Origin of the sequence: Prosthecobacter sp. SYSU 5D2 (assembly GCF_039655865.1) — a bacterium.
Classification (GTDB): domain Bacteria; phylum Verrucomicrobiota; class Verrucomicrobiia; order Verrucomicrobiales; family Verrucomicrobiaceae; genus Prosthecobacter.
The window spans coordinates 165,141-180,822 of the sequence record NZ_JBBYXL010000008.1; the positions used below are offsets into that span (position 1 = coordinate 165,141).

The following is a 15,682-nucleotide window of genomic DNA, read 5'->3' on the forward strand; positions in this document are numbered from 1 at the left end:
CGCAACCAGGGAGTTTGACCGCCAAGCAGGCAGATACCGCGACGCGGCACCCATTTTCGCTCTTCACTTCATGCCCACCACCATCGAGTCAGGCCCCACCAGGTGCTGCATACGGCAGTCCTTGAAGCCCGCTTCCTGCATCCAGCCGATGCAGTCCGCGCCCGTGTAATCAAACCCACCGGGGGTCTCGATCAGCATGTTCAGGCTCATCAGCAGGCCAAAGGCATTTTGCTTCCGCTCGTCGTCAATGATCGCATCATACACCACCACCGCGCCGCCTGGAGGCAGCGCCTCGTAAGCCTTGCGCAGCAGCATCCGCTTCGTCTCCACATCCCAGTCATGCAGGATATGGCCGAACAGCAGCACCTCCGCCTGTGGCAGATCCTGCTCAAAAAAACTGCCGCCCTGGAAGGTCACCCGCTCCGCCAGCCCATGCTCCGCCACGTAGGACTCAAAAACTGGGCCCACGGGTGGCAGGTCAAAGCCGATCCCCTGCAAATGCGGGTTCGCCAGCGCAATCTGCGTCACCAGATCCCCCTGTGCCGTGCCGATGTCCGCGCAGCTTTGATAGTCAGCCCAAGGAAACGTCCTGGCGATAGCGATGTTCGCCCCACGGCTCACGCCCGACATCGCGCGGAGGAACTCACGAAGCCTCTCCGGCTCCGCATAGATGGCCGCAAAGGGGTCTGGCCCGCCGCCCTTGGCCTCATTTTGAGCCTCTCCTGTGCGCAGCGCGGTCGTCAGATTCCCCCAGAAACCGTAGAGCCGGTGATTGCACATCTCCAAAATGCCCCCGATGTAGCTCGGTTTTTCGCGGTCCAAAAACATCTCCGTCTCAGGTGCATTTCGATACACGCCCCCCTCGCAATGCAGAAAACCCAGGGCCACCAGCGCATCCAGGAAATCACGCGCACCCCGCGCATGCAACCCCAGCCGGGCACGTAAAGCCGCCTCATCTCCAGACTCCCGCGCCAGCGCCGTAAAGACTCCCAGTTCCACCGCCGTCAGCAGAGCTTTCGAAGCCCAAAACCCCATACCAGTCTGAAGAATGCGATCCGGAGAAAGTGTATCCATAGACCTCAACGCTACCAACCTTGCCTATCTTGACAAGTGCCAAGCAGGAAGGATGGCAGGGAATCCACCTGCCATAAACGATGTTGACCAGCCCGAACGGTTTACAGCTCCACCGTCTGCATGTGCTGGGCCACCTCCACGGTGCCTTCCGGGTGGCGCTCAGCCAGGGCTTTGCTGAAAACCTCGGACCGCTCGGGCTCGCCGTGGACGAGGAAGACGCGGCGTTTTGGACCTTTGATGCGGTCAAAGTAAGCCAGCAGTTCATTGTGGTCAGCATGGCCGGAAAAGGAATCCAGGGTTTCGATCTCGGCACGCACCTCAAATTCATCACCCAGGATGTTCACCCGTTTCTGCCCGCTGCGCAGCTTCCAGCCGAGGGTGTTTTCTGCACAGTAGCCGACAAAGAGGAGGATGTTATCCGGGTTGCCGACGTTGTTGCGCAGGTGGTGCAAAATGCGCCCGCTTTCTGCCATGCCGGACGCGGAAATAATGATGCTGGGGCCTTTGAGAAAATTCAGTGCTTTGGATTCATCCACGCTGCGGACCAGGCGCAATCCTTCGAAACCAAACGGATCATCCCGCATGAAGACCGCATCCCGCACCTCCGGTTTCAGGTCCTCGATGTGCAACCGGAATATCTCAGTGGCACGTACCGCCAGTGGGCTGTCCACAAAGGTGGGCACCGGGGCGAAGCAATTTTCTGCGCGCAGTTTGTCCAGGGTAAAGAGAAGCTGCTGGGTGCGCTCCACGGCGAAGGCCGGGATGATGAGCCGGGCACGGCGCTGCTGGACCTCCCGGATGATGTGGCAGATGTGCTCCGAGGTCTCCGCCGGCATCTCATGATGCCGTCCGCCATACGTGCTCTCCATGATGACGTAGTCCACATCCGCACAGGGAGCCGCCTCTTCCAGCAGATCATTGCCTGGCCGGCCAACGTCACCACTGAAGAGAATTCGGCATTTTTTCTTTGTGGCGTGGTCTTCCAGGTCCAGCACCACCTGCGCACTGCCCAGGATGTGCCCGGCATCAATGAAGGTGATTTGCACCCCGTCCGCGATGCGCATCGGCCGGTTATAGCTCAGCGTCACAAACTGCCGCATGCAGTTCTCCGCATCCATTTTGGTATAGTTCGGCGTCAGCAGCGGCAGGTCTTCCCGCTTCCGGTGCCGGTTCAGCCAGGCGATGTCACTCTCATGAATATGCGCCGCATCCGGGAGCATGATGCTGCACAGGTCCCGCGTGGCAGGCGTCGCATAAATGTTGCCATTGAATCCCTTCCGGCACAGGTGCGGCAAGTTTCCCGTGTGATCAATGTGGGCATGGGAAAGCACCACGCAGTCCACTTTTTCAGGATCAAAAGGGAAGCTGCTGTTCCTTTCCATGGACTCCTTGCGGCGCCCCTGAAACAGCCCGCAATCCAGCAGGATGCGGCTTCCGTTGATTTCGATCAAATGCTTGGACCCCGTCGTCGTCCCTGCAGCTCCGCAAAAGGTGATTTTCATGTTTGGTTGTACTACCTATCTCAGCGGAGTGTGTGGCAGGTGGCAAGAAGGAAAGCCGCTTTCCTTTTGCGGATCTGTCGCCAGCATTGTCACGCGAGTCTCTTTCCGCCCTCTCATGCCTTCCACCCTGCGCCGCCTCCTTTGCCTGATCGCCCTGCCTTGCGCCCTGCAGGCTGACTTTCCCCAGGTATATAACAGTGACCCCGGCGATACGCAGCCCCCGGGTCCGCAGGAAGCCCTGGCCATGCTGAAACTGCCGGAGGGTTTCCAGGCTTCCCTCTTTGCCGCCGAGCCGGATGTACAAAACCCGGTTGCCCTGGCCTGGGACCAAAAGGGCCGCATGTGGGTGGCGGAAAACTACACCTATGCCGAGCGCAGCATGCGCTTTGACCTCTCCCTGCGCGACCGCGTCATCATCCTGGAAGACAAGGATAACGACGGCCATGCCGAGACCCGCAAGGTCTTCACCGACACCGTCCAGATGCTGACCAGTGTGGAAGTGGGCCGGGGTGGCGTGTGGCTGATGTGCCCGCCGCAGGTTCTGTTCATCCCTGATGCCAATGGCGATGACATTCCCGACGGCCCGCCACAGGTGATGCTGGATGGCTTCACGGTGGCGAAGGACAACTACCACAACTTTGCCAATGGCCTGCGCTGGGGCCCGGATGGCTGGCTTTACGGCCGCTGTGGCCATTCCTGCCCCGCAAGCCTTGGCGTGCCTGGTACGCCCGATGACCAGCGCATCCCCATGAAGGGCGGCATCTGGCGCTTTCATCCAGAGCGGAAAACGGTGGAGGTCCTGACCCACGGCACCACCAATCCCTGGGGCCACGACTGGGATAAAAACGGCGAGATGTTTTTCATCAACACCGTCACCGGCCACCTCTGGCATCTCATCCCCGGTGCGCATCTGCATGATACCTCCCCTTCCCTCAACCCCTATGTCTATGAGCGGCTGGATACCATCGCCGACCATTATCACTTTGATACCAGCGGCTCCTGGCAGGAAAGCCGGGACGGCAAGGCCAACGACCTCGGCGGCGGCCACGCCCACATCGGCATGATGATCTACCAGGGCGGCCAATGGCCTAACCAATACCGCAACAAACTTTTTACCCTCAACATGCATGGCCGCCGGGCCAATGTGGAGCGGCTGGAGCGCCACGGCTCAGGCTACGTCGGCAAGCACGAACCGGATGTCTTCCTGACCGAGGATGAATGGTTCCGTGGCATCGAGATCAGCACCGGCCCCGACGGCAGCGGATACATTCTTGACTGGAGCGATACCGGCGAGTGCCATGACAGCACCGGTGTACATCGCACCAGCGGCCGCATCTTTAAAATCAGTTACGGCAAACCCGGCCCGCCACAGCCCGCCCAGTATCCCCGCTGCCTGATGGGAGAAGGCAAGCTGTCCTCTCTCTGGAAGCAATATCAAGAGGGCAAAACCACGACAGATGGACTGATGCAGCACCTCATGGATGAAGACGAGCACGTCCGCGTCTGGGCCATCCGCCTGCTCACCGACTTCTGGCCGCTGGATACCCTGACCAGCCAGCGTCCCGCCAAGGAGGTGTTTGATGAAACCATTTACACATCTTTGGTTAGTCTGGCCAGGACTGATCCTTCCAGCCTTGTCCGCCTCACTCTCGCCAGCACATTGCAGCGCCTGCCATTGAAACATCGCCCGGCTCTGGCCATGGAACTGGTCAAACACGCCGCTGACGCCCAGGATACATTCCTTCCGTCGCTCGTTTGGTATGGCCTCATTCCCCTATCTGAGAAAGACCCCATGGCATTGATCAACGTGGCACAAGCGTGCACCTGGCCAGACGCTGTCAGCTGGATCACCCGCGCCCTGGCTTCAAGAATCGAAACGCATCCTGAGCCGGTGAATGCACTGCTGAGCTCACGGCCAGGCGATGCCGCGATCCTCCAGGGACTCAGCGAAGCCTTCCAAGGCTGGCGCAAAGCCCCGAAACCGGAGGCTTGGGACAGCTTTATGACTCAAACCTCCGTCGGCAGTGACAAGGCAGTCCGCGAACTCTCCACCCTCTTCGGAGATGGCCGCGCCCTGGATGAAGTGAAGGCTCTCGCACTTGATCCCAAGGCCCCGATTGAAAACCGCATCGCCGCCCTCAAGACCCTGATTGATGCCCGGCCCGATGACCTCCGCGCCCTCTGCGAAAAGCTCATCGAAACACGCGGCCTCAATGGCCTCGCCGCCAAAGCCCTCGCCCAGTTTGATGATCCGGCCATTGGCCAGAAGCTGGCGACCAGCTACCGTAAGTTCAGTAGCGAGGACCGCCCCGGCATCATCGCGGCCCTTACATCGCGCCCTGCCTTTGCCAAGGTTCTGCTGGACCAGGTCGCCGCTGGCAAGATTTCCCGGGCGGACCTGTCCGCCTTCCACGCGCGGCAGATCCGCAGCCTGGGGGATGATGGCCTAACCAACCGTCTGACCGAAGTCTGGGGGGAGCTGCGAGACTCCGCCGAGGACAAGACGAAGATGATCGAAGATCTCAAAGCCCGCCTCACGCCCGAAGTCCTGGCCAAGGCCGATCTCAGCCAGGGCCGCCTCATGTATCAAATCTGCTCCGCCTGCCACATCATGTATGGCGAGGGTGGAAAGGTAGGCCCCGACCTCACCGGCTCTGGCCGCAGCAACATTGACTACCTACTAGAAAACATCATTGACCCTAGCGGCGTGGTCAGCGCCGACTACCGCATGAGCGTCCTCACCCTCAAAGATGGCCGCGTGCTCTCCGGTGTCATCGCCCGGCAGGATGCCCGCACCCTGACCCTGCGCCTGCTCACCGAGGAGACCACGCTTGAAAAAGCCGAGATCGCCAAACAGGAAACCTCTCCTGTCTCGATGATGCCCGAAGGCCTGCTCATGGCCTTCCAGCCCGACCAGATCCGCGACCTCATCTCCTACCTCATGCACCCTTCGCAAGTGCCATTGCCAAAGTAGTTTGTTACGCCAAAATCTCCTTCATCACATGTCCATGCACATCGGTCAGGCGCACGTTTCTGCCGCTGAAGAGATACGTAAGCTGCTCATGGTCCACACCCATCAGATACAATACGGTGGCCCACAGGTCATAAACGGTTTGAGGCTTGTCCACGGCCTTATAACCAAACTCATCCGTCTCGCCCAGAGTCGTGCCTCCCTTGATCCCGCCGCCGGCCATCCAGATGCTGAAGCCATAAGGGTTGTGATCACGGCCATCAGCACCTTGGGCAAACGGCGTGCGGCCAAACTCCCCGGCCCACACAACCAGCGTGCTGTCCAGCAGACCGCGTGATTTCAGATCCTTGATCAGGGCGGCGATCGGCTGGTCCACCTGATGCGCCATGTTGCCATGTCCTTTTTTCAAAGCACCATGCTGATCCCAGGGGTTCGCCGCCTGACCGCTGCCGATGTTTTGCGCCAGACAGCTCAGCTCCACAAAGCGCACCCCGCGCTCCACCAGCCGCCGTGCCAGCAGGCACTGCCGCGCATAGCCCGTCCTGGAGTTTTCAGGGCCGTCCATGCCATACATCTTTTTCGTCGCTTCGGACTCGCCACGGATGTCACACAGCTCCGGCACCGCCGCCTGCATGCGCCAGGCCATCTCATAGTTTTGAATGGCCGCCTCCACCTGGCTGTTCGCCCCCAGTTCACCGAGGAAGTTTTGATCCATCTCACCGATGAAATTGAGCCGCTGCCTTTGCAGCATGGCCGCCTCGCGTGGCTGGATGTTCAACACCGGCTCACTGCTGTCCGCCTTGATGATAGAGGCCTGATGCTGGGCTGGCAGGAAGCCATTGCCAAACAAGCCCACACCGCCATGCGGAGCCGTGGCACCGCCGCTTTGCAGCACCACGTAGCCTGGCAGGTCCTGCGATTCCGTGCCCAGTCCATAACTGGTCCACGCGCCCGCACTGGGATAACCCACAAAAGGAAAACCTGTGTGCATGAAAAAATTCCCCTGCGCATGCTCACTGAACTTCGCCGTCATGCTGCGCACCACCGCCAGTTCATCCGCCACACTGGCCATGTGAGGAAACAGATCACTCACCGGCAGCCCGCTCTGGCCATATTGCTTGTATCCCCAGTGGGAAGGCTGGATCACACCGTCATTGTTAAACTGCGTGCGCGCAGTCGCGAAGGGCGGCGGCTTGCCTGCATGTTTCTCCAGCATCGGTTTGGGATCAAACGAATCCACATGCGACACCCCGCCGCTCATGTAACAAAAGATGACGCTGCGCGCACGCGGCGCAAAACGCCGCGACCGGTCCATGCCAACCCCCGCATTGGCCTGCTGAGCCATGAGTCCGCTCAGGGCCGCAAGCCCAAAGCCCGTGGAGGTGCGGGACAGAATCTGACGACGTGTGAGGAAGGGGTTCATCTCAGATAAACGAATTCTTTGAGGTTGATGATGGAGAGAGCGAGGCTCTCCCAGCCGGACGTCCCGGGATCCACCCTTTCGGCATTCTCTGTTAGGCGGTTTAGGGAGCCGATGACTTGGTGCAGCTCGGTTTTGCATTGTTCCAGCTCAGCGAGCTGCGCTTCGCTGAGGGCATTCATGACGTCACGCTCGGTGACCAAGGTGCTTTCCAGATGCCGGGAAAGGGAGATCTCTTTTTCGCTCAAGGCCCGGTCGTAAAGCCGTGCCCGCAGGATGCGGCCTCGCAGCATGCGGTTGCCGCTCGGATTGCCATGGCGACAGCCCAGCAGCACTTCGGCATCTCCGGCGCTGAATTCGCTGACCTCCTTGCTGGCATAGGATTCGCCATAGCGCACCCCATCGCGATAGCCGGTAACTTTATTCCCCTGATACGTGATGGCCACGTGCACAGGCCGCTTGTCTGCCTCGTCATCAGGCGGTCCGCCAAACTCCTCGGTGCGCTTATGATTATTGCTGCCAGACAGCCACGCCTGAGGCGAGCGCTCGGCATAAACGATGGCATCAAAGACGCCGCCGCGACGATCCTGCACCGTCATGACACCGCCGCCTTTCTGATCCAGCGTGTCAAGCACCACCCAGGCCTCCAAGGTCTTGTCTGCCAGACTTTTTGTTAGTGGCATACTTCTGGCCAGAGCGGTGCGTCCATCCAGGATCAGGGATCCATCGGCGATCTTGGCAGCTCCTTCGAGCTTCAAGGGCAGGCGCTGAAGCGTATCCGATCCGTCTTTATCAAACGTCCACTCGGCATACGGAACGGGCGCATCGGCAGCATACGCCTCAGGCTTTTGACCGGACAGTTTCTCACGCACAGGATTCAGAATTTGAAGAATGCGCTTTTGCAAAGTCTCCTGTTTGGCCTCCATCGCCACCACCTCGTCCTGCTGCTGCCGGGCATAGTTGGCGGAGCTTTCCACAAATTTCCGGCTGGCTTCACGCTCCTTTTCAGCCGCCGGACGGCCCAGGGCCTGCATAAACATGAGGTTGATCCGCGCATCCTCTTCTGGCTCAGACAGTGCACGCCGCGCCCAGTGGCTGCTCCAGTCCATGATGACCGGATCATTCAGCAACGCCAAGGACTGGGCAGGCACGTTTGTGACATCACGCCGTCCGCGAGTGCTGGAGGGAACCGGCATGTCAAACGCACTCAAAAAGGGCTCCAGGCTGTTGCGGATGACGCCCACATAAATGCTGCGTCGTCCATCCTTGCCATACACAGGATCACCATACATCTGGTTATCCAGCTTGCCGGACAGCATAAGGATGCTGTCGCGGATGGCCTCCGCCTCCAGCCTGCGCACGGTCCAATGACTGAGCCATTTGTTTTCCGGGTCCTTTTGCGAAGCCAGGTCAGAGCCCTGGTCACTGAGCCGGAAGGCCTGGGTGAGCATGAGTGCCTTGATCATCTGCTTCACACTGCCGCCGCTCTTTTGAAAATGGTCGGCCAGCGCATCCAGCAGTTCCGGGTGGGAGGGCATCTCACCCAGGCGGCCGAAATTATCCGTCGTGCCGACCAGGCCCCGGCCAAACACATGATGCCACAAGCGGTTCACCATCACCCGTGAAGTGAGCGGATTGTTTTCATCCGTCAGGCTTTCCGCCAGCTCCAGACGTCCGCTGCCTTTGGTCTGATAAGGCGTAGAATCAATGCCATCCAAAAAGCGCCTTGGCACCAGCTCCGCAGGCTGTTTGTGATCTCCGCGAACAAAAAGTGCGGCATCGTAACTGTCCGCCTCCAGCACACCGGGCGCGCGCGCAGGCTGGGGCAGTTTTCCTTCCACTTCGCGGTAGCGCTTCAGCAGCGCCGCAGCCGCCGGGACCGCAGCCACATCGTTGGGCAGTTTCTCCTGGCGCAGCAGGGCCCCCAGGAGCTCTGCCTGTGAATCGTTCATTGAATTTGCCCGCCATGCCGCCACGGCCTCACGCGGATCTCCGCCTGTCAGCACGGCAGGAGGTGTTTCCTCCCCCAGGGTGATAAAGGCCTCCGTGATGCCGAACCACGAGCGCCCGTCCTCAATCGCCTGCACCGGCATGTCCGCTACGGTAGCCACCTGGAGAAACAGATCGTCCCCTTTCCAGTATTCGAGGTCCAGTTTATGCCAGCCCAGCACGGCATCCTTGTCCGCTTTCAGCTCCTTGGCACGATGAACCGTCCCCGTGCGCGGATAGTTCTGCACCACATACCTGGCCACCGCGCCTCCGGCTCCAGAAGTCCGCATCCACAAGGTGCCCCCTTCATTCCTAAAGCGGGGTGAGATGATCACGGCGCGGTCTTTCGTGGAGATCAGATCACTGAAATAGCCGCTGGGATGGATGCGCGCAATGATCCCCTGCCCTTCCAATGCGACACTGAATTCGCCAGCTTTTGTCACGCCTTGTTTGATCCCGTTGCCATCGGTGAACCAGGGTTCCTTTTGCAGATCCCAGATTTTGGCCGCAGGGGGCATCGTTCCCGCTTCCGGCATGGGTTTGGCAGGCATCTTCTCCACCGCCTTGCTCCAGACATCCGCCATTACATGCTTGATCTGCGCCTTCAGCCGGGTCAATTCTTCACGTTCTGCATCCCCCGTGCCTGGAGCGCTGACATCCACAATCGCCGGTTTCGTGCTGGTGAAGATGCCATACAGCGAATAAAAATCCGCCTGGCTGATGGCATCAAACTTATGGTTATGGCAGCGGGCACAGGAGACCGTCAATGCCTGAAAAGCCTTCGTCACTGTATCAATCTGGTTGTCTGTAAAGGTCACCAGTTCATCCAGGGAATCCGTCGGCGAAAAGCCGTGCAACACCATGCGTAGCTGCCCGATGCCCAGGGCACTTTCATTGAGCCCATTCTTGATCCGTGGCCTTGACAAAAGATCTCCCGCAATGGCCTCCCGCACTCTTTGCGGATAGGGCACATCCTCATTGAATGAGCGGATCACATAATCGCGGTACTTCCAGGCGTAAGGGATGCGGGTATCGCCCTCGCTGCCATGGCTTTCCGCATAACGCACCCAGTCCAGCCAGTGCCTGGCCCAGCGCTCCCCATAGGCCGGGCTGGCCAGCAGACGGTCTAACAAACTTTCATACACCCCATCTTTCCTGCCAAATTCCGCAACAAAAGCTTCCACCGCCTCCGGTGTCGGGGGCAGGCCTGTAAGGATAAATGTGGCTCGGCGGATCAGAGTGGCCGCATCGGCCGGCCCTGCGGCGGGCAGGCCCTCCTCCGCAAGTTTCGCCAGCCATTGCCGGTCAATCTCCGATGCGACTTCCTGAGCAGTCTCCCTGCCTGTCAAATTCCCCGCCTTCACGGGTTGAAAACACCACCACTGCTTGCGCCGCTCCAGCACGGCGCTCCAGTCCGTTTCCTTGGCCAGTTGTTCTGCCGACGGAGCCGAGTCACGTGGATCATAGGCCCCTTCGGCAATCCACTTTTCAAAATCAGCAATCACGGAGTCATCCAGCTTGGCGCCGTTCTTCGGCATCTTGAGGTCCTCATGCTCATGCCTGATGGAAGCCAGCAGCAACGAGGCCGTCAAATTGCCCGGCGTGATCGCCGCTCCGCTGTCTCCGCCAGCCTGCCAGCCTGGGCGAGAGTCCAGCAGCAGCCCGCCCTTTTGCTTGCCCGCCTCGCTGTGGCATTCATAACATTCCTGAGCAAGCACCGGCCGGATGCGGGATTCAAAAAACTCCACCTGCTCAGGCGTGGCGGCAACGGCAGAACCACTGCAAGCAATCAGCATCAGCAGTGTCGCGAGTAAGGGCGGAAAACGTTTCATGCCAGGAGCCTCCGGGTGATGGTTTCAGCGGCCTCTAAACACATACGCCCCACCTTCTCAAAACGGTCACGCTTCAGGCGATACGCCGGTGCCATCACGGTGATGGCAGCCACAGGATAACGATATTCATCCATCACCGCCGCGCCCACACACTGGATGCCTTCCAGGCCTTCGGACAGGTCCAGGGAATAACCGCGTTTGCGTATCTTCACCAGATCTGCCTCCAGAGCTTCGCGTGTGGCCAGCGTCGTCGGGGTGAATTGCTTCAGTGTCACGGCACTGAAAAACGCTTCCAGCTCCGCTTTGGGCAGATGCGCCAGCACCGCCTTCCCCGGAGCGCAGGAATACATCGGCACTTGCAGGCCCACCGTGCTGCTGACCTTGATCGGCTGTGTGGAGATGCACTGCTCCACCAGGGTCATTTTATGATTCACCCCCACGAGCAGCTGCACGGTCTCCCCTGTCTCGTCCCTCAGCCATTTCAGCGACTCCAACGCACACACCACCAGGCTTTTCTCGCGAACTTGTGGTCGGGACAGATCGAAAAGTTTGTTCGTCAAAACGAAACGCTTGTCATCCTCCCGCCGCTGCAAGTAGCCCCGCGCATGCAAAGTGCCCGCGATGCGAAAGACCGAATTCACCGGCAGCTCCAGATCCCGGGCGATCTCCGTGAGACTCAGCCCCATGCGATGCCGTCCCAGCAGCTCCAGGATGGCAAGCGTCCGCTCCGTGCCCGGAGCGGCAGAATTGTCGTCGAGCAGGATGGCAGTGTTCTCGTCGAGTGTGCGTTTCATTTCCAAATGTAGAAACGATTCTACATTTGGAAATCTATCATTCTGACTTTTTTACCATTTCAATCTCCCCCGCCGCCGCAACCACCGCAACCGCTGCTGCCACAACCGGAACTGCCTGCACTTCCACAGCCAGACCCGCTGCTGCAGCCGCTACCGCAACCATGATACCAGGTAACTGAATTGTCCCGGCGATGCAAAGCTGAGTGCAGCGTGCTGTAGGCTGGCAGATGGAGTGCTGCATAGCCACCCATCGCGACCAGCATGGCCACCTGGGCCGGATCCCCCATCAGGCCATTCCTTTCGAACTGGGCAGCCGTCACTGGCGGCTTTTTCCTGAGCTTCTTCCATAGCAGCTCACCGTCCGTCGTACGGTGGGATAGTCGTGTTACCCTCCATAGCAAAAACACGAGAGAAATGATCAGGAAGGCGATCAAAAAGGCAATCGGGCGATCCCGCGAGATTCCCACAAACACCTTTGCGACTCCCAGGAGCATAACCACCAGAACAGGGAGGGCCGCCATCCAGCGCAATCGCCGGAAACTGGAGGCACTTTCCAGCAGTCCTTCACGGGCCAGCCGGCCATGCATGGAATGAAGCATCAGGCGGGCGGTTTTGCGCACTTGGGCCGGGCTGATACTTATGCTCGCCGGCACGGCTTGCAGTACCCGCGCTTCGACATCATGCAGTTCCTCCTGCTCTGAGGATGGAGGTTCAGACCACATTTTAGCAGGGTTTGTACTAGCATCCACCTTTACCCGTTTTCGGCAGTAAAGCGCTGCCAGGGCCGCATCCACCACACGGTCCACGCCGCCCCCCAGAAAAGCAATGTCAAAACGGTCCGTCACGGATGAAGTTCGCCTGCCCGCACCTGTACGTGCCATGCGCGGCCACGCGAATGAAGCGATCACGGCCAGGGCAAAACTCACCGAATACCATTTCAAAAAATCGGCACCGCGCTTGTCCATGACCTCCAGCACAGGCTGGCAGGCGGCCAGAAAAATCGCGCCTAAAGCCATCATCGCGGCGGTCTGCACCGTCGCAGGCCGGGGCCATTTCAGCCATGCCGGCTTTGGCAGCAGCCAGTGGCGGGAAACGTCCACCCAACGGCTGGTCATCGGCTGAAAACGCTTTTCCGCCGGTGGCCAGATATCCGCGGGTGCGCTCTGTCCAAACAGGCGCGCATAGCTTTCCAAGGTGCGTTCATACTGCCGGTGAAACTTTGCCCCTTCATCTGGTCCGCCGGCGGTGGGCTCATGATGGAGAGGCCGCCCCAGGATATCCCGGCACAATGTTTCCCAGTAGGAACGAGTGTACACCATATGCAGGTGCCAGGCCTGGTCCACTTCCTCAGACGGCGTCACCGGATGCCCGGCGCGCTGGGTCAGCAGCAAAAAGCGCCTGTATTCAATAATCACCCTTGCTGCAAAGGCGTGGCTCCAGCCATTTTCACGGGCCAGACGGGTGGCAAAATCCAGCACCACCGGGTTGGGATGGAACTGGAACCTTTCCAGCTTCTCCCACAGGGCCTGGATCTCAGGCTGACTTTGGATCGGGTTCATAAGAATTTGCCCGCATCATATTCACGCCATGGCAAACCAGCACGAAGAATATCCGCCCCATTTTGGAATCCGGATTACACGCCATCTTTTCATTTCCAAATGTAGAAACGCTTCTAAATTTGGAAATCCTTCTATTAACCGCCCTCTTGCCGAAAGCTGCCTCCATACCCCGCCTCATACAAAGTGATTCCCAACACTGGAGCCATCGCCTCGAAGTGCTTGTCCTGCGCATACACCCGGCATTCCATGCGCTGGGCGATGGTGGCGATGAGCACATCATTGGCCGGGGCCGTGATGCCTGCATCCCGAAGTTTCCAGGAGTTGCGGACGGCGGCGATGTAGTCCGCCTCAGTTACCCTCACATAAGGAAGGCAGGAAAAGTCGGCATTGAGCATCTTACGCTCTTCTTGGCGTGCCCCTCCCAAGACTTCCAGCATTACTGGAGAGCACAGGCCTGCTTCATTTTCTGCCAGCAATCCTTCAACGGCCACTTTGACCTCCAGGCTGCCTGTGCGCCTGGAGGCCTCAATCCAAATGGAGGAATCAACGAGTACCATGGCCAATCAGATTTTTTCCAAAGATTCCAGCTCCTCATTGGTCATGGGATAGTCATAATATCCCTCCCGCAACCGCCTGCCGAATTCCTTGGCCCGCATCCGTTTGACATAATTCTCCACGGCCTTGGCAATGGCGGGGCTTTTGTTTTTTTCTCCCGTTAACTCCATGGCAGCCGTGATGATTTCGTCCGCAATTTCGACTGTGATTCTCATGACAATTGCTCGATAGCATCTTTCGACGGCCAGATAAACTTCCTTTTGCATCATTATAATCAAAAATAATCATCATTTTACATGAAATCCGTCATCGCTTTGCATCCTGGCCAGATCGAAATCCTCGATACTCCCCTGCCCTCGCCTGGTCCTTATCAGGCTCTGGTCAAAACTGAATGCGCCTGTGTGTGCAACCGTACAGACAGCGAGCTGCTGCATGGCAACTTCCCTGGCATGGAGGACAAGTTCCCCTTTGCGCTGGGTCATGAGAGCGTGGGTACCGTCGTCACCGTGGGTGAAAAAGTGCGCCACTTTGCCATCGGTGATCGCGCTGTGAGCGGGCTGAATTTTGACCTCCAGATGGAAGGCGTGGACTCCGGTTGGGGCGGCTTTGGTGAATACACCCTGGCCAATGACCACGAGGCCATGGTGGCCGATGGCGTGGCAGATGAGTCCCACGGCTGGTTCGAGGTCTATGAGATCCAGACGAAGGTGGATGCGGACATCCCGCCGGAGGAGGCCGTCCTGCTCTGCACCTGGCGTGAGGTACTGGGCGCCTTCCGCGACTTCCACCTGCAACCGGGTGATGACGTGCTGATCTACGGCGCAGGTCCCGTCGGACTGAGTTTTGTCAAACTGGGCCGCCTCTTCGGTCTCGGCTGGATCGGCATTGTGGACCGGCATGCCGACAAGCAGGCCAAGGCGCTCGCCTTTGGAGCTGATGCAGTCTTTGCACCGGGCGAGAAGATCGAGCGCAGCAAGAAGCTGGATGCCGTCATTGATGCCGTCGGCCACCCGGACATCCTCCAGCAGGGACTGCCCTTGCTGCGTCGTGGTGGTTCCCACTGCATCTACGGCGTGCTCAGCCATCCGGTCCTGCACATAGACAAATCGAAGGCGGATTTTAACTTCAACCTCTTCGTCCACCAATGGCCTACCCGGAAGTATGAAAAGGAAAGCCAGCCCCAGCTCTGCCATTGGATCCGCGAAGGAAAACTGACCTCCGCCGATTTCATCACCCACCGTTTTCCGCTGGATAAAATTGTGGAAGCCTTCGATGAAATCGCCCGCCGCAAGGTCATCAAGGCCCTCATTGAATACCCGGCAGCCTAATGCAGCCCGCAGTCTTCAAATCACCAAACTCGAACGCAGCTTCTCCCCCACCAGCAGCGCCCGGAAGCGCTCCTCATCACTCTCGCGGGTATCGCTGACCAGGCAGTAGCGGTAGTCGCGCCAGTGCTGGAGCTCCGCTTCGGCATTGAGCATGCGCAGTTCAAAAGCCTCCGCGCTTTCCGTATTGCGGCCGCTCAGGCGCTGGCGCAGTTCTTCCAGGCTGGGCGGCATCACAAAGAGGTCCGTCAGGCAGCGCGTGACCAGCTCGTCCTCACACCCGCGCACCTGGATGGCCCCCTGCACGTCAATGTCCATGAAGACATCCACACCCTGGCGCAGGTAGTCATAAACATAGCTCTTCAGCGTGCCATACCAGCGGTTGTGCACGCGGGCATATTCGAAGAATTCCCCACGGTCCACCCGTGCCAGAAAGTCCTCCTCAGAAAGGAAAAAATAGTCTTTCCCATCCACCTCACCGGGCCGGGGAGCGCGCGTGGTGCAGGAGACGGAAAACACCGCCGTTTCCCCGTCACATACCTTCCGGCATAGCGTCGTCTTGCCCGTGCCCGAAGGGCCGGAAACAACGACAAGCAGACCCAGGCGTGGAGACGAAAGATTCATGCCCCAGCGTTTAGCGATGCCCATGCCTGCTTGCAAC

The 15,682-nt window shown here is 59.1% G+C and carries 11 protein-coding genes; 2 read left to right on the forward strand and 9 right to left on the reverse strand.

The window, feature by feature from the left end:
• Positions 1-63 precede the first annotated feature (63 nt).
• Both WJU23_RS15210 and WJU23_RS15215 read right to left on the reverse strand, forming a co-directional pair.
• Positions 64-1,074: a methyltransferase gene (locus WJU23_RS15210; protein ID WP_346333455.1), complete on the reverse strand. Its 1,011-nt coding sequence runs from the start codon at positions 1,072-1,074 to the stop codon at positions 64-66.
• Positions 1,075-1,175: 101 nt separating this feature from the next.
• Positions 1,176-2,576 carry an MBL fold metallo-hydrolase gene (locus WJU23_RS15215; protein ID WP_346333456.1) on the reverse strand — a complete coding sequence of 467 codons (1,401 nt, stop codon included), beginning with the start codon at positions 2,574-2,576 and terminating at the stop codon, positions 1,176-1,178.
• A 115-nt stretch (positions 2,577-2,691) separates the two neighbouring features.
• Between WJU23_RS15215 and WJU23_RS15220 the strand changes: the two genes are divergently transcribed.
• Positions 2,692-5,550, forward strand: coding sequence for a PVC-type heme-binding CxxCH protein (locus WJU23_RS15220; protein WP_346333457.1), 2,859 nt, complete (start codon positions 2,692-2,694; stop codon positions 5,548-5,550).
• A 4-nt stretch (positions 5,551-5,554) separates the two neighbouring features.
• Here the strand turns inward: WJU23_RS15220 and WJU23_RS15225 are convergent, their stop codons facing one another.
• The 6 genes from WJU23_RS15225 to WJU23_RS15250 form a co-directional block, all read right to left on the reverse strand.
• Positions 5,555-6,970 carry a DUF1501 domain-containing protein gene (locus WJU23_RS15225; RefSeq protein ID WP_346333458.1) on the reverse strand — a complete coding sequence of 472 codons (1,416 nt, stop codon included), beginning with the start codon at positions 6,968-6,970 and terminating at the stop codon, positions 5,555-5,557.
• Positions 6,967-10,788 (reverse strand): DUF1553 domain-containing protein, encoded by a 3,822-nt coding sequence (locus WJU23_RS15230; protein WP_346333459.1) that lies wholly within the window; start codon positions 10,786-10,788, stop codon positions 6,967-6,969. The genes WJU23_RS15225 and WJU23_RS15230 overlap by 4 nt, the downstream gene beginning before the upstream one ends.
• Positions 10,785-11,582 (reverse strand): IclR family transcriptional regulator, encoded by a 798-nt coding sequence (locus tag WJU23_RS15235; RefSeq protein WP_346333460.1) that lies wholly within the window; start codon positions 11,580-11,582, stop codon positions 10,785-10,787. Before WJU23_RS15235 ends, WJU23_RS15230 begins: the two co-directional genes overlap by 4 nt.
• Positions 11,583-11,641: 59 nt before the next feature.
• Positions 11,642-13,141, reverse strand: a complete 1,500-nt coding sequence (locus WJU23_RS15240) for a TIGR04222 domain-containing membrane protein (protein WP_346333461.1) — start codon at positions 13,139-13,141, stop codon at positions 11,642-11,644.
• A 134-nt stretch (positions 13,142-13,275) separates the two neighbouring features.
• Positions 13,276-13,698 carry a PIN domain-containing protein gene (locus tag WJU23_RS15245; protein WP_346333462.1) on the reverse strand — a complete coding sequence of 141 codons (423 nt, stop codon included), beginning with the start codon at positions 13,696-13,698 and terminating at the stop codon, positions 13,276-13,278.
• Positions 13,699-13,704: 6 nt separating this feature from the next.
• Complete coding sequence (locus WJU23_RS15250; protein ID WP_346333463.1) at positions 13,705-13,911, reverse strand: type II toxin-antitoxin system VapB family antitoxin; 207 nt, start codon at positions 13,909-13,911, stop codon at positions 13,705-13,707.
• A gap of 81 nt (positions 13,912-13,992) precedes the next feature.
• On the opposite strand from WJU23_RS15250, the gene WJU23_RS15255 reads away from it, so the two are divergent.
• Positions 13,993-15,024, forward strand: coding sequence for an alcohol dehydrogenase catalytic domain-containing protein (locus WJU23_RS15255; RefSeq protein WP_346333464.1), 1,032 nt, complete (start codon positions 13,993-13,995; stop codon positions 15,022-15,024).
• Positions 15,025-15,039: 15 nt separating this feature from the next.
• Here WJU23_RS15255 and gmk read toward each other — a convergent pair whose 3' ends face one another.
• Positions 15,040-15,669 carry a guanylate kinase gene (gene gmk / locus WJU23_RS15260; RefSeq protein ID WP_346333465.1) on the reverse strand — a complete coding sequence of 210 codons (630 nt, stop codon included), beginning with the start codon at positions 15,667-15,669 and terminating at the stop codon, positions 15,040-15,042.
• Positions 15,670-15,682: the final 13 nt, after the last annotated feature.